We start from the raw sequence: 16,823 nt of genomic DNA on the forward strand, positions 1-16,823 counted from the left end.
CGGTCAGAATCCTCCGGATCGGGGGCGGGGGCGGGACGGGGCGGGGCGGGCAGGCCCGTGGGGCCGGGCCCCGTGCGGGCTGGCTCAATACGGGCTGACCCAATGCGGGCTGGCCCAATGCAGGCCGACCCAATGCAGGCTGCCCTAATGCGGGCATTACGCTCAACTATTTGCTCATCGCCCATAGTGCATCGAAAGAGGGGCAGGTGGTCAGCCGCCCGTCGCCCACCACCCGTTCCGAAACTCTCCCGTCCGGGTGATTTTTCCGGCGTCTCCCGGACGGCCGCAGCCCGCTCTCGCTAGCGTTACGACACATTCGTCTCCCCTTTCACTCCCACTCCGTGCAACCTCGTTGCTCTCAGGCCCCTCTTCCAGGGGCACAGAAGTCATTGATTCGAGGAGTTCACGCTGTCCAGGTCCAGCGAGTCCCACGCCGGCCTGCCGAAGCGATCACCGCAGCCGGCCGGGCTGACGGCCATACCCGTCCAGTGCCGCGGCCGTGCCGGGGCACCCGCACCCGCCCCCGCTCCGCCCGGTGGCCACCCGGCCGGTCTCGTCCGGCTCAACGCCGCACCGCGCGCCGCCGCCGAAGCGGCCCTGCTGGAGTGCTGCGCCAGCCGCCGCTGGGCCCGGCGCATGGCCGCCCACCGCCCGTTCCCGGATCTCGGCGCACTGCTCGCCGCGTCCGACGAAGCGGTCTACGACCTGTTCCCCGCGGACATCGCCGAGGCGCTCGCCGGGGAGAGCGCCCCGCGCCTGCGCCATGACGCGCCGTACGCCGCCCAGCTCGCGCTCCGGGCCGCGCACGCCGAGTACGAGAGCCGCTTCGGCCATGTGTTCGTGATCTGCCTGGACCCGACCCGGCCCTCGCAGCAGGTGGACCAGGTGCTGGCAGGCCTGCGGACCCGGCTGACCCACGACCGGGACGAGGAGCGGGCCGTCACGGCGGAGGAGATGCGACGACTCGCCCGGGTCCGCATCATCGAACTGGTGACGGCCGCGGGCCCGGACGGCGGGCCGCTCCAGGGTCCGCCCTGAGGACCGGGCCCGCACGGCTCCGTTCGGGGGCTCTCCCGCCGGCCGTTCGCGGGCCCGCCCCGGGTCCGCCGTCCCGTATCCGGCCGGGCCCCGGCGGCCCGATACGGGGTACGGGAGGTTTCGCCCGCTCTAGCCCGTCCGTGCCTGTTTGATTGCCACTTTGATCACACCAGAGGCCCCGGCGCGAACGAACCGACAAAGCGTCGCTACGATGGCCGGGGCCGGTGGACCGTACCCGGCCGGGTCAGACCGACAGTCAAGCCGGCCGACCCCAATCCCCGCTCCCGGAGGGTTCTTCCGTGCCGGCTGGAACGCTGTACCGCGGCCGGGAAGGCATGTGGTCCTGGGTGGCTCATCGAGTCACCGGTGTCCTCATTTTCTTCTTCCTGTTCGTACACGTCCTGGACACCGCTCTTGTCCGTGTCTCTCCCGAGGCCTACGACGAGGTCGTGGCCACGTACAAGACATGGCCTGTCGCGCTGCTCGAATACGGCCTCGTGGCCGCCATTCTCTTTCATGCGCTGAACGGTCTCCGTATCGTCGCCGTGGACTTCTGGGCCAAGGGCCCGCGCTTCCAGAAGCAGATGCTCTGGACCGTTCTGGGCATCTGGATCGTGCTGATGGTCGGGGCCCTGTACCCCGTCCTCGGCCACGCCGTACGCGACATCTTCGGGAGCTGAGGCCCATGTCCACCGAGACCTCTTCCGCGATCGGGGACGTCGAAGGCGTGAGCCTCTACGACGTCGACCACCCGGCCCCCGTGATCGAGCCCCCGCGCAAGCGGACGGGCAAGACGCCCAAGGGCTCGCGCACCAATTTCGAGATGTACGCCTGGCTCTTCATGCGCCTGTCGGGCATCGTCCTGGTCGTCCTGGTCATCGGCCACCTGCTGATCCAGCTGGTGCTCGACGGCGGTGTCTCCAAGATCGGATTCGCCTTCGTGGCAGGCCGCTGGGCCTCGCCGTTCTGGCAGGTCTGGGACCTCACGATGCTGTGGCTCGCCATGCTCCACGGCGCCAACGGCCTCCGTACGGTCATCAACGACTACGCCGAACGGGACAACACCCGCTTCTGGCTGAAGATGCTGCTGTACACCGCCACGGTGTTCACCGTCCTGCTGGGCACGCTGGTGATCTTCACCTTCGACCCGAACATCCGCTAGGCGCCGGGACAGAGGGACCAGAGGAAAACCATGCAGATCCACAAGTACGACACCGTCATCGTCGGCGCCGGCGGCGCCGGCATGCGCGCGGCCATCGAGTCGACCAAGCGCAGCCGTACCGCCGTGCTGACGAAGCTCTACCCGACCCGCTCCCACACGGGCGCGGCGCAGGGCGGCATGGCCGCCGCGCTCGCCAACGTGGAGGAGGACAACTGGGAGTGGCACACCTTCGACACGATCAAGGGCGGCGACTACCTGGTCGACCAGGACGCCGCCGAGATCCTGGCGAAGGAGGCCATCGACTCGGTCCTCGACCTGGAGAAGATGGGCCTGCCGTTCAACCGCACGCCCGAGGGCCGGATCGACCAGCGCCGCTTCGGCGGCCACAGCCGTAACCACGGCGAGGCCCCGGTCCGCCGGTCCTGCTACGCCTCGGACCGCACCGGCCACATGATCCTCCAGACGCTGTACCAGAACTGCGTCAAGGAGGGTGTGGAGTTCTTCAACGAGTTCTACGTCCTGGACCTCCTGCTCCAGGAGGTGGACGGGGTCAAGAAGTCCGCGGGCGTCGTCGCCTACGAGCTGGCCACCGGCGAGATCCACGTCTTCCAGGCGAAGTCGGTCATCTTCGCCTCCGGCGGCACCGGCAAGTTCTTCAAGGTGACCTCGAACGCCCACACCCTGACCGGTGACGGCCAGGCCGCCGCGTACCGCCGCGGTCTGCCGCTGGAGGACATGGAGTTCTTCCAGTTCCACCCGACGGGCATCTGGCGCATGGGCATCCTGCTGACGGAGGGCGCCCGCGGTGAGGGCGGCATCCTCCGCAACAAGGACGGCGAGCGCTTCATGGAGAAGTACGCGCCCGTCATGAAGGACCTCGCGTCCCGTGACGTCGTGTCCCGCTCCATCTACACGGAGATCCGCGAAGGCCGCGGCTGCGGTCCGGAGGGCGACCACGTCTACCTGGACCTCACCCACCTGCCGCCGGAGCAGCTGGACGCGAAGCTCCCGGACATCACCGAGTTCGCGCGTACGTACCTGGGCATCGAGCCCTACACGGACCCGATCCCGATCCAGCCGACCGCGCACTACGCCATGGGCGGCATCCCGACCAACGTCGAGGGCGAGGTGCTGGCCGACAACACCACCGTCGTCCCGGGCCTGTACGCCGCCGGCGAGGTCGCCTGTGTCTCCGTGCACGGCGCCAACCGTCTGGGCACCAACTCGCTGCTCGACATCAACGTCTTCGGGCGCCGGTCGGGCATCGCCGCCGCCGAGTACTCCGCGAAGAACGACTTCGTCGAGCTTCCCGAGAACCCGGCCCAGCAGGTCGTCGACCAGGTCGAGCGGCTGCGCGACTCCAACGGCACCGAGCGGGTGTCCGTGCTCCGTCTGGAGCTGCAGGAGTGCATGGACGCCAACGTGATGGTGTTCCGCACCGAGCAGACGATCAAGACGGCTGTCGACAAGATCGCCGAGCTGCGCGAGCGCTACCTGAACGTGTCCATCCAGGACAAGGGCAAGCGGTTCAACACCGACCTGCTGGAGGCCATCGAGCTGGGCAACCTGCTCGACCTGGCCGAGGTCATGGCGACCTCCGCGCTGGCCCGCAAGGAGTCCCGCGGCGGCCACTACCGCGAGGACTTCCCGAACCGCGACGACGTCAACTTCATGCGCCACACCATGGCGTACCGCGAGGTCGCGGACGACGGCACCGAGTCGATCCGGCTCGACTACAAGCCCGTCGTGACGACCCGCTACCAGCCGATGGAGCGTAAGTACTGATGGCTACCCCGACACTGGAAAAGACCGGCCCGGCCGACAAGCCCGAGGCGGGCTTCGCCGACTCCCCGTACATCACGGCCACGTTCCGGATCCGCCGCTTCAACCCCGAGGTGTCGGACGAGGCGCAGTGGCAGGACTTCCAGATCGAGATCGACCCGAAGGAGCGTGTGCTCGACGCCCTTCACAAGATCAAGTGGGATGTCGACGGCACGCTGACCTTCCGGCGCTCCTGCGCGCACGGCATCTGCGGCTCCGACGCGATGCGCATCAACGGCAAGAACAGGCTCGCCTGCAAGACGCTGATCAAGGACATCAACCCGGAGAAGCCGATCACGGTCGAGGCCATCAAGGGCCTCACGGTCCTCAAGGACCTCGTGGTCGACATGGAGCCGTTCTTCCAGGCGTTCCGCGATGTCATGCCCTTCCTCATCACCAAGGGGAACGAGCCGACCCGCGAGCGCCTTCAGTCCGCCGAGGACCGCGAGCGCTTCGACGACACCACCAAGTGCATCCTGTGCGCCGCGTGCACGTCGTCCTGCCCCGTGTTCTGGAACGACGGGCAGTACTTCGGCCCGGCCGCGATCGTCAACGCGCACCGCTTCATCTTCGACTCGCGCGACGAGGGCGGCGAGCAGCGGCTGGAGATCCTCAACGACCGTGACGGTGTGTGGCGTTGCCGCACGACCTTCAACTGCACGGACGCCTGCCCGCGTGGCATCGAGGTCACCAAGGCCATCCAGGAAGTGAAGCGCGCGCTGATCACGCGCCGCTTCTGACCCTTCCGGTCCGCCGGGCGCACTTCACGAGGCCCCGCCTGCCGCAGCGTTGCTGTGGGAAGCGGGGCCTCTTGCTGCGCCCCGCGGGCGCGGGCGGTACGGTCATGCGGAGCTGAAGACCGAAGAGAACGGGGATCTCGTGACCGAGCCCAATCCGTACGCGGACGACTCATACAAGTGGGGCCCGCCCCAGCAGCCGGGCCGCCCGCCCACCGTGGCGGACGGGCAGGGTTACGGCTACCCGGCGCCGGGCGCCGCTCCCGCGTACGGCTATCCGCAGCCGCTGCCGGACTCGGCGACCCAGCCGGGCCCGGGGTACGGATATCCGGGGCCCGGACAGCAGGCGCCCGGCTACAACCTCCCCGCGCAGCAGGGCATGCCGGGCGGGGTCCCGATGCTCTCCTTCGGCGACATCACCGTCATGAACGACTCGATCGTGACACCGTCCGGGACGATGCCCCTGAAGGGCGCCGTGTGGACGGCGACCGACATGTCACGCACGGAGGAGAAGATCCCGCCGGTCGCGATCGTGCTGGCGATCGTCTTCGCCCTGCTGTGCCTGATCGGTCTGCTCTTCCTCCTGATGAAGGAGAAGAAGACCACCGGCTTCATCCAGGTCACGGTCACCAGCGGGGGCCGGCACCACTCGACGATGATCCCGGCGATGGGCCCCGAGACCTTCCCGATGGTCATGGCCCAGCTCAACACGGCCCGCTCGATGAGCGCCTGAGACCGCGCGGGTGGCCGGCCGCTCCGGCGGTCCGGCTCACTCCCGGCCGGCTCCCCTCCGGCCCGCTCACCCCGGCCGAGCCCCGTTCCCGGCCGGCTCCCGCCCCCGGCCGAGCCCCGTTCCCGGCCGGCTCCCGCCCCCGGCCGGGCCCCACCCCCGGCTGAGCCGAGTCCCCGGCGGACTCCTACTCCGCTGGCCCGCTCCCACCCCGGCCACGCCCCCCGGTCGGCTCTCGCCCCCGGCTGAGCCCCGTTCGCGGTCGGCTCCCACGCTCGGCCGAGCCTCGCCCCCGGCCCGCTCCCACCCCCATTGACGGCAGAGCCCGCCCGGCAGCCCTCCCGCCCGGCGCCCTCCCCCTCCCCGTCCCCGTCCCCGTCCCCGTCCCCGGCAGCACTCCGTAGCGCGGCACCGCCCCCGCGAGGCACCTCGATGCCCGCAGGCCGCCGGTGGCTCCCTCGTACGCGTCGGCCAAGCCGGTTGACCGGCGCTCCTACTGACGCACCCTCACCCCCGTAATCCGCATCACCCGACCCTGTCTTGAACATGTTCAAGAACAGGTCTACAGTCCATGACAAGAGCTTTTGAACACGTTCAAGGGAGCCTCGGGGCATGGACCTCACTGTTGTCGCGTACGTCATCTATCTGCTGATCAGCGTCGCTCTCACCGTCTGGGTCGCCCGTACCCTCAGCCGCAACGGCAAGGTGTTCCTCGCGGACGTGCTGCACGGGAACGAGAAGCTCGCCGATGCCGTGAACCATCTGCTGGTGGTCGGCTTCTACCTGGTCAACCTCGGCTTCGTGACCCTCTATCTGAAGAACGCCGACAGCGTGGCCAACGCCCGCGAACTCTTCGACGCCCTGTCGACGAAGGTCGGCGTGGTGCTGCTCGTGCTCGGCGGCATGCACCTCGCGAACGTCTACGTACTGAACAAGATCCGGCGGCGCGGCATGATGGAGCGCGAGCAGACCCCGCCGGTGCCGCCGCAGGGCTGGACCGGCCCCACCCCGCAGGGCCCGTGGACCGCCCCCGTCGCCGGACGGTGAGCCGGATGGCCGACTCCGGACCTCGTACCCCGGTCGCACGGCTCACCGTGCTCTACGACGCGCAGTGCTCGCTCTGCGTCCATGTGCGGCACTGGCTGATGAGGCAGCATCAGCTCATCCCGCTGGACCTCGTGCCGGCCGCCTCCGAGGAGGCGCGCCGGCGCTTCCCCGGCCTCGACCACGCGAAGACGCTCGACGAGATCACGGTGATCGGCGACCAGGGGCAGATCTACCACGGGACCGCCGCCTGGATCGTCTGCCTCTGGGCACTGTCCGAGCACCGGCCCAAGGCCCACTGGCTGACCACCCCGGCGGGCCGCCCGTTCGCCCGTGCGACCGTACTGGCCGCGGCGAAGTACCGCTCGGTGACCGCGCCCCCGTGCGGCGAGGGCGGCGGGGCCTGCGAAGTCCCGGTCATGGGCGCCGAAACGGGCGGATAGCCTGGGGACCGTGGCGAGCGACAAGCAGGACGAGCAAGGTGTGAAGGGCGATCCGGGCGTGAAGGATGTCAAGCCTGCCAAGGCCCCCAAGAGCGAGCAGACCCGCACGCTCATCCTCGAAACCGCGCTCCGGCTCTTCCAGGAACGCGGTTTCGACAAGACGACCATGCGAGCCATCGCCCAGGAGGCCGGCGTCTCCGTCGGCAACGCCTACTACTACTTCGCGAGCAAGGAGCACCTCGTCCAGGGCTTCTACGACCGGATCGGCGCCGAACACGCCGCGGCGGTCCGGAAGGTCCTGGACAGGGAGACGGATCTGGAGACCCGGCTGGCCGGCGTCCTGACGTGCTGGCTGGACATCGCCGCGCCGTACCACGAGTTCGCGGCCCAGTTCTTCAAGAACGCCGCGGACCCGGAGAGCCCGCTGAGCCCCTTCTCCGTCGAGTCGGAGCCCGCCCGCGAGGCGTCGATCGCCATCCACCGTGAGGTGCTGGCGGGTTCCAAGGCCAAGATCCCCGCGGAGCTGGTGGACATCCTGCCCGAGCTGATGTGGCTCTCGCAGATGGGGCTCGTCCTGTACTGGGTCTTCGACCGCTCACCGGAGCGCGAGCGCAGCCGCCGGCTCGCGGGGCGCGGCGCCCGGCTCACCACCCGGGGCGTGGCGCTCGCCCGTTTCCGGGTGCTGCGGCCGCTCGTCCACGAGGTGCACGAGCTGTTCACCGACTTCCTGCCGGGGATGGCCGAGACGGCCACCGCCCGCAAGAGGTCCTGAGGGCCGTCCGGGGCCGCGACCGCAAAGTCCCGCCGTACGCCCGGGTGGGCGCGGCGGGACAGTGAGGGGAAAGCGGTCCGGCGGCGTCAGATCCGGCCGATCTCCCACAGGCGCCAGATGCCGGTGCCGTTGGAGAGGTACTGCGATCCGGAGATGTCCGTCTTGGCGACGACGTAGTCCTTCTTCTGCCACAGCGGGACCAGCGGAACGTCCTCGCCGACCAGTTGCTGGAGCTTCTTGAAGTCGGCCGAGGTCCTGCCGCGGTCGCTGTACTGCTGCGTGGCCGTGATCAGCTCGTCCATCTGCTTGCTGGAGTAGCCGTTGTGGAGGCTGTTGTCGCGGCCGACGAGCGGCTGACTGAAGGTGTCGGGGTCCGGATAGTCGGGAAGCCAGCCGACGGTGTACGCGTCGTACTCGCCCTCCGCGTAGCCCTTCTGGAAGTCCGTCCACTTCACGGCCTTCACCGAGACCTTGAACAGTCCGTCCTTCTCCAGCTGGCGCCGCAGCTCGGCGGTCTCCGCCGTGTACGCCTCGTCGGCCTTGTAGGCGAAGCTGATGCGCAGCGGAGTCTCCACGCCGGCCTCCGCCATCAGCTTCTTGGCGCGGGCGGGGTCGGGCGAGGGGTACTTGTCGAAGAACGGGGTGCTGTGGCCGATGTAGCCCTGCGGGATCAGCGAGTAGAGCGGTTCGACGGTGCTCTTGTAGACCTCGCCGACCAGCGGACCGCGGTCGATGACCGCCGCGACGGCCTGGCGGACCTTCTTGTTCGCGAACGGGGAGCCCTCGCGGACGTTGAAGACGAGGTTGCGGATCTCGGCGCTCTCCGCCTCGGTGACGCGCAGGTCCGGGTCGCCCGGGTTCAGCTCGGCGAGCCGGGCGGGCGGCAGCTGGCGGTGCGTGACGTCGAGGTCGCCGCTCTTCCAGCCCGTCAGCAGGTCCTCGGAGCCCTTGTAGTAGCGGATCTCGACCGCTTCGCCGGTCTTCTTGAGCGCGCCCCGGTACTTGAGGTTGGGCACCAGCTCGGCACGGACGCCCGGCTCGTAGGACTTGAGGACGTACGGTCCGGAACCGTCGACCTTTTTCCCGGAGCGGAGCTTGTCCTCCGGGTACTGGGTGCGGTCGACGATCGAGCCCGCGCCGGTGGCGAGCTTCTGCGGGAAGGTCGCGTCGCGCGAGGAGAGGTTGAAGGTGATGGTGCGGCCTTCGGTCACGACGTTCTTCAGGCTCGGGAACAGCACCGAGGGGCCGACGTCGGTCTTGATCCTGAGCATCCGCTCGAAGGAGTACTCGACATCGGCGGCAGTGATCTTGCGGCCGTTGGAGAAGGTGAGATCGTTCCGCAGCCTGCACTGGTACGTCTGGAGCTTCTGCCCGATGAAACCGCAGCTCTCGGCGGCGTCCGGTTCGGGCACGATCGCCCCGGCCCGGAAGGTCATGAGCGACTGGTAGAGGTTGCTGTAGATCGCCCAGGAACCGGCGTCGTACGCACCGGCGGGGTCCAGCGAGGTCACGGCGTCGGTCGTGCCCACTGTGACCGGGTCAGTCTTCTTCCCGTCCGAGGGAAGTAGTTGCCAGGCGCCGACGCCCGCGATGACCAGTACCGCGAAAATCGCGAGAATCCGTATCCGGATCGACCGCATTGCCGTGCTCTCCCTTACCAGCCCCGCCTCGACTATGTGCTCAGACACGCACACTGCCGCATGCTCGCGCTCACCCAATCACACGATTTTCACAACTGGAAGAGCAAAAAGGGGACTCACAGCGATTTGTTCGCCCCCTGAAACATGACACGTCCGATAAGAGCGTTTACGCCGTTCACTTGGTCTTTTTTCGTAGCAGACGGTGACGCCCCCGTCCGGATTCCGGGAGCATCCCGATCGCCGCGGAAGCCGGTCCGCGGGAGGGTTCTCAGGCCTGCCGGGAGGCCAGTTCCACCACGGTGATGTCCGACGGCGCGCCCACCCGCACGGGCGGCCCCCAGGCTCCCGCGCCGCGCGAGACGTAGAGCTGGGTGTCCCCGTAGCGTTCGAGTCCGGCGACGGTGGGGTTGGCCAGCCCGGCGATGAGACCGCCCGGCCAGAGCTGACCGCCGTGGGTGTGGCCGGAGAGCTGGAGGTCGACGCCGTGCTCGACGGCATCGTGGATCACGACCGGCTGATGGGCCAGGAGGACTGCGGCGCGGGAGCGGTCCCGGTCGCCCAGGGCCCGTACGAAGTCGGGGCCCTGGCCCTCGCTCTCCCCGGCGACGTCGTTGACCCCGGCGAGGTCGAAGCCGTCGATCTCCACGCGGGCGTTCTCCAGCGGGTGCAGTCCCAGCTCCCGTACGTGGTCGACCCATTGGGCCGCGCCGGAGAAGTACTCGTGGTTCCCGGTGACGAAGAAGCTGCCGTGCCGTGCTTCGAGCCCGGCCAGCGGCTCCGCGGCCGTTCCCAGATCCTCGACGGACCCGTCGACGAGGTCGCCGACGACGGCGATCAGATCGGGCCGGGTCGCGTTGACCGCGTCGACGATGCGCCGGGTGTGGGCACGGCCGAGGATCGGGCCGAGGTGGACATCGCTGACGACGGCGATCCGGAACCCGTGCGCCGAGCGGGGAAGTCGGGCGAGGGGGACGGTGATCCGCTTCGTACGGGGGCCGCGCAGCACACCGTGGGTGCCGTACCCGACCGTGCCGAGCCCCGCGACGGCGGCCGCGCCGCCGACGGCTCTGGCGACGAACAGCCGCCGCGAGGGTCCGGCCGCCGCGGCCGGGGGCGCCGCGGGCGCCGTGTCCGCGGCCCGGTCGTCCGGCGCGGGCGGGGCGTCCGGCGTGGACGACGTGGACGACGTGGACGACGTGGACGGAGAGTCGGCGGAGGACGTGGACGGGTCGGCGGGGGCTCCGGACAGGGCCATCGCCCCGGTACGCGGGTGGGCACCCGCCTCCGCCGGGCCGTCCCGGCGCGCGAGCACCCGGCGCAGGAGGGGGCGTACGGCCTCGCCGACGAGCAGAGCCAGCGTCAGATACAGGAGTGCGGCCAGCCACAGATAGCCGGGCCAGGCGAGTAGCTGCTGGAGCCGGAAGGGGAATCCCGCGCGGCCGGAGACGAGCGCGCCGACGCTCAGCAGGGGCAGGACGAACGCGGCGGCCGTGCCCGCCCGGCGCATGGCGCTGCCCGGCATCGTCGTGTCACCGACGAGGCGCCGCCATACGTAGCGGTGCACGGCGGCGAGCAGCGCCAGTACCCCGACCGCCACCAGGACGAAGACCACTGCCATGTGCGCACCCCCGTTTACCTGTCCTCGGACCGGCCGTCCGACCGCTCCCCCTGCCGGTTCGTACCGCGAGGGTCAGGTGCGCTCACGGCGCAAAGCCCTGACACCACGGAACCCGATCACCCCGACCGCCGTCCCCAGAAGAAAGGACGTGATGGCGAGCAGCAGATGCACCCAGAAGTAGGTGGTCGGGTCGCCCGCGTCGTCGAACGCGAGCCCGCTGCCGTCCTTCCACAGGTTCTTGACGAAAGTGATCCAGATGAACCAGCTCCACACCCCGAACGCGAGCAGGAACCAGGAGACGGGGCGGCTGAGCTTCATGGATTCAGTATCGCCGCCCGCCTCCGGCCGGATCGTCCGGGGTGGGGCGTACGGCAGGGTGCGAGGTGGGCTGTCCTGGCGTTACCTGCGGCGGGTCCGGCGGTCCGGGTCCCCAAGCACATCTTCGCCCTGTACGTTTCCGACCGTGCATGCTCTGAAAAAGACCGTGTTGACGGTCCTCTCCGCCGCGTTGCTGTCCGGTTTTGTCCTCAGTCCTGCCTCTGCGGCCGACAAGGACAAGACCGACGACAAGCAGCCGAAGCCGACGCACCCCATGTCGAACGTCGGCGGTGAGCAGCTCGCGAAGGTCGGGACCCAGGTCAATCTGGGGCCCGGCGCCCCGGTCCTGCCCAAGGACCTCACGGGCCGGTCGTGGATCGTCGCGGACGCGGAGAACGGCCAGGTCCTGGCGGCGCACAACTCCCACTGGCGGCTGCCGCCCGCCTCCACCCTGAAGATGCTCTTCGCGGACACGGTCCTGCCGGCGCTCCAGCCGAAGAGCCTCACCCACAAGGTGACGGACGCCGAGCTCGCCGGTGTCGGCGCGGGCAGCAGTCTGGTGGGCGTCAAGGAGGACCACACCTATACGGTCCACGACCTGTGGCTCGGGGTGTTCCTTCGCTCGGGCAACGACGCGGTGCACGTGCTGGCCTCGATGTTCGGCGGCGTCCCCAAGACGGTCCAGGCGATGCAGAGCCACGCCGAGGAGTTGCAGGCCCTCGACACGACGGTGGTCTCGCCGGACGGGTACGACGCGCCGAACCAGGTCTCCAGCGCGTACGACCTCACCCTGTTCGCCCGCAGCGGGCTGCAGAAGAAGGACTTCCGCGAGTACTGCGCGACGGCCTCGGCCGACTTCCCCGGCGAGGAGAAGAAGGGCAAGAAGCGCGAGAGCTTCGAGATCCAGAACACCAACCGGCTGATCACCGGGGACATCGGCGTGGAGCCGTACAAGGGCATCGCGGGGGTCAAGAACGGCTACACCACCCACGCGGGCAACACCTTCACCGGTGTCGCCGAGCGCGACGGCCGGGTGCTGCTGGTCACCGTCATGAACCCGTCCTCCGACGAGAGCCACGCCGTGTACAAGGAGGCCGCGAGCCTGCTCGACTGGGGCTTCAGCGCGAGCGGCAAGGTGACACCGGTCGGTGAGCTGGTGCCGCCGAAGTCCGCGGAGACCGGAACCGGCAAGGGCACCGAGCCGGCCGCCGGGGCGAACAAGTCCGGGCAGGACGGGGAGAAGTCCGCGAAGGAGACCGCGGTCGCCTCCGAGGGCTCCAGCGGGGTCGGGATCGCGCTGGCGATCATCGGCGGCGTACTGGTCGTACTGGCGGCCGGGGTGTTCCTGGTCAACCGGCGCTGGCCGCTGCCCGACCTGGTCCGCCGCCTTCCCCGTCGCTGACCGCCCCCTCGGTCCCGTCGACCCCCGCCCGCTCCTTCTCCTTCTCGTCCGCCTTCTCCTTCTCGTCCGCCTTCTCCTTCTCGTCCGCCTTCTTCGCCGTTCCCCTCGCCTCGCCTTCTGTCTCGATCTCGCCCTTGCTCCGCGTCGCCGTCCATGCGGCGCAGAACAGCAGCAGCTTCGCGGTGAAGTTGATCCACAGGAGCAGGGCGACGGGCACGCCGAAGGCGCCGTACATGCTCTTCGACGCGACGCCCTTCATATAGCTGCCGAGCAGCAGCTTGAGCAGTTCGAAGCCGACCGCGCCGAGCAGCCCGGCGACCAGCAGCCGGTGCCTCGGCGGTTCCACCCCGGGCAGCAGCGTCAGCAGATAGAGCAGGAGCAGGAAGTCGGCGAGAACGGCCACCACCAGGGCGGCCGCCTGCAGCAGCACACCACCCGCACCGTGGTCGGTGACGCCCAGCAGCTCGGCGGTCCGGCCGACGGCCGTCGAACCGGCCGCGGAGACCGCCAGCGTCGCGAGCGCCGCGCCGCCCAGGCCCAGCAGCAGCCCGGCGTCCTTGAGTTTGCGGACGACCGGGTTGCCCTCCTCGACGCCGTCCATCTCCCAGACCGCGCGCAGACACTCCCGCAGTGAGCCGACCCAGCCGATACCGGTGAACAGCAGCAGCGCACCGGCCACCACACCGACCGTGCCCGCGTGGTCGACCAGATCGCTGATGCCGAGCTGGTCGGAGATGCCCGGCACCTGATCGGCGGTCCAGTCCTCGATCTTGTTCAGCTGCTTGTCGGGGAGCAGTGCGGCACCGATCGCCGCGCCGACCGCGATCAGCGGGAAGAGCGCCAGGAAGCTGATGAAGGTGATGGCGGCGGCCAGCCTGGCCCAGTGGACCCGGTCCAGCGTCTCGTAGGAGCGCCAGGCGTGTGTCTCCATCAGCCGGGAGACGAGCGGCCCGACGACAGGGAGTCTCTTCAGCCAGTCCATGACGTACGCGTACCCTCCAGGCCCGGAAGAACCGGTGCGGGCGGCTCTCTGACACCCAATCAATCACCCATTCCAGTGAGTACCGTAACAAATGCCACAAAGGGGTTTTGTCTGGCGATACGGTCACCGTCATGTCCGTCGACACGGTGTCCTTGACCGGCTGGGGCCGCACCGCCCCGACGACCGCGCTGCGGTTCCGCCCCCGCAGCTACGAGGAGGCGGCGGCCGTCGTGCGCGGGCGCGGTCCCCGCGGCGTCCTCGCCCGCGGGCTCGGCCGCGCGCACGGCGACGCGGCGCGGAACGCGGGCGGCTCCGTCCTCGACATGACCGCGCTGGACCGCGTCCACACCATCGACACCCGTACGGGCACCGTGGTGTGCGACGCGGGGGTGAGCCTGCACCGGCTGCTGGAGGTGCTGCTGCCGCTGGGCCGCTTCCTGCCGGTCACCCCCTCGACCCGCCACATCACCGTCGGCGGCGCGATCGGCTCCGATGTCCACGGCCTCGACCATCGCCTCTCCGGTTCCTTCTCCCGGCATGTCAGCTCGCTGGAACTGCTCACCGCGGACGGCGAGGTGCGTACGGTGCTGCCCGGCACCGCGCTCTTCGACGCGACCGCCGGCGGGCTGGGGCTGACCGGTGTCGTGCTCGCCGCCGCGCTCCGGTTCCAGCCGGTCGCCTCCTCGCTGATGTCGGTCGACACGGAGCGGGCGAGGGATCTTGACGACCTGCTGGCCCGGTTCACGGCCGGTGGGGACCGCCACCGCTACGCGTCCGCCTGGCTCGATCTGCTGGCACGGGGCGGCGCGACAGGGCGCGGCGTCATCACCCGCGGGGAGCACGCACCCCTGCACACGCTCCCGGCACGCGTCCGGCGCGCTCCGCTCGTGTTCCGCCCGGGGCAGCTGCCGGCCGCCCCCTCCGTCGTCCCGGAGGGGCTGCTCGGCCCGGCCTCCGCCGCGCTGTACAACGAACTCCGCTATCGCGGCGCCCCCAGGTCCCGCACCGGTGAGCTCCAGCGGATCCCCACGTTCTTCCACGCCCTGGACGGCGTACCGCACTGGAACCGGCTGCACGGCCGCGGCGGCTTCGTGCGGTACCAGTTCGTCGTCCCGTACGGGCAGGAGGAGACGCTGCACCGCATCGTGCGGCGCCTCTCCACGCGCCGCTGTCCCTCGTTCCGCGCCGTGCTCAAACGGTTCGGCCGGGCCGACCCGGGCCGGCTGTCGTTCCCGGCCCCCGGCTGGTCCCTCGCACTCGATCTGCCCGCGGGCCTGCCCGGTCTGGGGCGGTTCCTGGACGGGCTCGACGAGGAGGTCGCGGCGGCCGGCGGCCGGGTCTGTCTGGCGAAGGACGCCCGGCTGCGGCCGGGGGTGCTGGCCGCGATGTATCCGCGACTGCCCGAGTTCCGGGCGCTGCGGGCGGAGCTGGACCCGGACGGGGCGTTCCGTTCCGACCTCTCCCGCCGGCTCTCGCTGTGAGCTTCCCCGCCCGTTTTCCGTTCCCACCAGGAGTGATTTCGTGAAGGACGCCTTCGGTGCCCCGCAGTCCCTGCTCGTCCTCGGCGGCACCTCGGAGATCGCGCTGGCCACCGCGCGCCGGCTGATCGCGCTGCGTACCCGCACAGTGTGGCTGGCCGGCCGGCCCTCCCCCGCCCTGGACACCGCCGCCGCCGGGCTCCGCGCGCGCGGCGCCGAGGTCCGTACCGTGGCCTTCGACGCCCTCGACCCGGAGTCCCACGAGACGGTGCTGGGCAAGGTCTTCGCGGAGGGCGACATCGACCTGGTGCTGATGGCGTTCGGCATCCCCGGCGACCAGACGCGCGACGAGGAGGAGCCGCTGCGGGCGGTCCGGGTCGCCCGGACCAACTACACGGGGGCGGTCTCCGCCGGGCTGGTGTGCGCGGGCGCACTCCAGGCGCAGGGTCATGGGTCGCTGGTCGTGCTCTCCTCCGTGTCCGGCGAGCGCGTACGCCGCGCGGACTTCATCTACGGGTCGAGCAAGGCCGGCCTGGACGCGTTCGCGCAGGGGCTGGGCGACGCGCTGCACGGCACGGGAGTGCGGGTGATGGTCGTCCGCCCCGGTGCCCTGCACCCGGACCCCGCACGCCCCGGTTCCGTACAGCCGGGCTCCGTACAGCCGGGCTCCCTACGCGGCGACGGGACCGGGAGGGACAGCGCGGCCGGGGCGGCGGGGGTGACAGGTGCCACGGATCCGGCGGAGCTCGTGCGCAGGCGGCTCATGACCACCCCGGAGGCGGTCGCGGACGCGATCGTGACGGGGCTCGGGCGCGGCACCGGGACGGTGTGGGTGCCCGGGGCGCTACGGGTGGTGATGTCGGCGCTGCGCCATGTGCCGCGCCCGCTGTTCCGGCGGCTGCCCCTCTGACGGGACAGCCTTCGGATACACGTCCGGAGGAGCCGCTGCTCAGGGGTGCAGCGACGGCTCGTCCACGGAGGAGCCGCTCTGCGCGGGGACGGCGGGCGCGATGCCGCCGCCGAACGGGAATTCGTTGATCTTGCGCCAGACGGCGTCCGCGCCCTGTTCGTAGAGAGCGAAGGAGCCGCAGGTCCAGGCGGCCTCGTAGGAGGAGAGCTCCTCGTACGCCCGGTCCATCGCCTCTTCGGAGATGTCGTGCGCCACGGTGACATGCGGGTGGTACGGGAACTGGAGATCGCGCACCAGCGGCCCGGACGCGTCCCGGACCCGCTTCTGCAGCCAGGAGCAGGCCGAGGCGCCCTCGACGACCTGGACGAAGACGACCGGCGAGAGCGGCCGGAAGGTCCCGGTGCCGGACAGCCGCATCGGGAAGGGCCGGCCGGCCGTGGCGATCCGGGCGAGATGCGCCTCGACCGCCGGCAGGTCGGCCGCCTCCGCCGCCGTCGGCGGGAGCAGGGTGACGTGGGTGGGAATGCCGTATGCGGCAGGGTCCCCGAAGCTCGCGCGCCGCTCCTGGAGCAGGCTGCCGTAGGGCTCCGGGACCGCGATCGAAACGCCAAGCGTTACGGTCCCCACGTCGTTCTCCTCAATCGTCGTCGGTCGGTCCGCCGGTGGCCGGTTCTCGGTCCTGCCGCCGCAAGTGTGCAGCCTGCGGCGGCGTTCTCGCCAGGGCCGTT

17 protein-coding genes are annotated in these 16,823 nt (G+C 70.3%); 12 read left to right on the forward strand and 5 right to left on the reverse strand.

All coding sequences use genetic code 11. From position 1 onward, the window contains the following. Positions 1-477 precede the first annotated feature (477 nt). From ACIGJO_RS14615 to ACIGJO_RS14655, 9 genes are all read left to right on the forward strand, one after another. On the forward strand, positions 478-1,038 hold the full coding sequence (locus tag ACIGJO_RS14615; RefSeq protein ID WP_399958133.1) for a 2-oxo-4-hydroxy-4-carboxy-5-ureidoimidazoline decarboxylase: 561 nt from the start codon (positions 478-480) through the stop codon (positions 1,036-1,038). Between the two features lie 299 nt (positions 1,039-1,337). Then, complete coding sequence (sdhC, locus tag ACIGJO_RS14620; protein ID WP_266923090.1) at positions 1,338-1,718, forward strand: succinate dehydrogenase, cytochrome b556 subunit; 381 nt, start codon at positions 1,338-1,340, stop codon at positions 1,716-1,718. A 5-nt stretch (positions 1,719-1,723) separates the two neighbouring features. Further along, complete coding sequence (locus ACIGJO_RS14625) at positions 1,724-2,200, forward strand: succinate dehydrogenase hydrophobic membrane anchor subunit (protein WP_073718236.1); 477 nt, start codon at positions 1,724-1,726, stop codon at positions 2,198-2,200. 30 nt (positions 2,201-2,230) lie between these two features. Next, entirely contained in the window at positions 2,231-3,985 is a 1,755-nt protein-coding gene (gene sdhA / locus ACIGJO_RS14630; protein ID WP_399957346.1) for a succinate dehydrogenase flavoprotein subunit, read from the forward strand. Further along, positions 3,985-4,761: a succinate dehydrogenase iron-sulfur subunit gene (locus tag ACIGJO_RS14635; RefSeq protein WP_329946444.1), complete on the forward strand. Its 777-nt coding sequence runs from the start codon at positions 3,985-3,987 to the stop codon at positions 4,759-4,761. The genes sdhA and ACIGJO_RS14635 overlap by 1 nt, the downstream gene beginning before the upstream one ends. A gap of 139 nt (positions 4,762-4,900) precedes the next feature. Then, positions 4,901-5,491: a hypothetical protein gene (locus tag ACIGJO_RS14640; RefSeq protein WP_399957347.1), complete on the forward strand. Its 591-nt coding sequence runs from the start codon at positions 4,901-4,903 to the stop codon at positions 5,489-5,491. A 609-nt stretch (positions 5,492-6,100) separates the two neighbouring features. Further along, positions 6,101-6,535 carry a hypothetical protein gene (locus ACIGJO_RS14645; protein ID WP_399957349.1) on the forward strand — a complete coding sequence of 145 codons (435 nt, stop codon included), beginning with the start codon at positions 6,101-6,103 and terminating at the stop codon, positions 6,533-6,535. A gap of 5 nt (positions 6,536-6,540) precedes the next feature. Further along, complete coding sequence (locus ACIGJO_RS14650; RefSeq protein ID WP_399957352.1) at positions 6,541-6,975, forward strand: thiol-disulfide oxidoreductase DCC family protein; 435 nt, start codon at positions 6,541-6,543, stop codon at positions 6,973-6,975. Positions 6,976-7,015: 40 nt separating this feature from the next. After that, complete coding sequence (locus ACIGJO_RS14655) at positions 7,016-7,747, forward strand: TetR/AcrR family transcriptional regulator (protein WP_399958136.1); 732 nt, start codon at positions 7,016-7,018, stop codon at positions 7,745-7,747. 86 nt (positions 7,748-7,833) lie between these two features. Here the strand turns inward: ACIGJO_RS14655 and ACIGJO_RS14660 are convergent, their stop codons facing one another. The 3 genes from ACIGJO_RS14660 to ACIGJO_RS14670 form a co-directional block, all read right to left on the reverse strand. Next, positions 7,834-9,387: an ABC transporter substrate-binding protein gene (locus ACIGJO_RS14660; RefSeq protein ID WP_399957355.1), complete on the reverse strand. Its 1,554-nt coding sequence runs from the start codon at positions 9,385-9,387 to the stop codon at positions 7,834-7,836. Between the two features lie 268 nt (positions 9,388-9,655). Beyond that, a complete protein-coding gene (locus tag ACIGJO_RS14665) occupies positions 9,656-11,005 on the reverse strand; it encodes a metallophosphoesterase (protein ID WP_399957358.1) in 1,350 nt (449 codons plus the stop codon). A 72-nt stretch (positions 11,006-11,077) separates the two neighbouring features. Further along, positions 11,078-11,323, reverse strand: a complete 246-nt coding sequence (locus tag ACIGJO_RS14670) for an SCO4848 family membrane protein (protein ID WP_266923076.1) — start codon at positions 11,321-11,323, stop codon at positions 11,078-11,080. 145 nt (positions 11,324-11,468) lie between these two features. Here ACIGJO_RS14670 and ACIGJO_RS14675 point away from each other — a divergent pair, with 145 nt between their 5' ends. Continuing rightward, the gene (locus ACIGJO_RS14675) at positions 11,469-12,725 is read left to right on the forward strand and encodes a D-alanyl-D-alanine carboxypeptidase family protein (protein ID WP_399957362.1); all 1,257 of its coding nucleotides are present in this window, start codon (positions 11,469-11,471) and stop codon (positions 12,723-12,725) included. On the opposite strand, the gene ACIGJO_RS14680 is transcribed toward ACIGJO_RS14675, so the two are convergent. Then, positions 12,673-13,707: a YihY/virulence factor BrkB family protein gene (locus ACIGJO_RS14680; RefSeq protein WP_399957365.1), complete on the reverse strand. Its 1,035-nt coding sequence runs from the start codon at positions 13,705-13,707 to the stop codon at positions 12,673-12,675. The two genes, ACIGJO_RS14675 and ACIGJO_RS14680, sit on opposite strands and share 53 nt — an antisense overlap. A 131-nt stretch (positions 13,708-13,838) precedes the next feature. Between ACIGJO_RS14680 and ACIGJO_RS14685 the strand changes: the two genes are divergently transcribed. Continuing rightward, positions 13,839-15,188 (forward strand): FAD-binding protein, encoded by a 1,350-nt coding sequence (locus ACIGJO_RS14685; protein ID WP_399957368.1) that lies wholly within the window; start codon positions 13,839-13,841, stop codon positions 15,186-15,188. 40 nt (positions 15,189-15,228) lie between these two features. Beyond that, positions 15,229-16,095, forward strand: a complete 867-nt coding sequence (locus tag ACIGJO_RS14690) for an SDR family NAD(P)-dependent oxidoreductase (RefSeq protein WP_399957371.1) — start codon at positions 15,229-15,231, stop codon at positions 16,093-16,095. Between the two features lie 39 nt (positions 16,096-16,134). On the opposite strand, the gene ACIGJO_RS14695 is transcribed toward ACIGJO_RS14690, so the two are convergent. Further along, positions 16,135-16,722, reverse strand: a complete 588-nt coding sequence (locus ACIGJO_RS14695) for a 2'-5' RNA ligase family protein (protein WP_399957373.1) — start codon at positions 16,720-16,722, stop codon at positions 16,135-16,137. Between the last annotated feature and the right edge of the window lie 101 nt (positions 16,723-16,823).

Origin of the sequence: Streptomyces sp. NPDC079020 (assembly GCF_044542225.1) — a bacterium.
Taxonomy (GTDB): Bacteria; Actinomycetota; Actinomycetes; order Streptomycetales; family Streptomycetaceae; genus Streptomyces.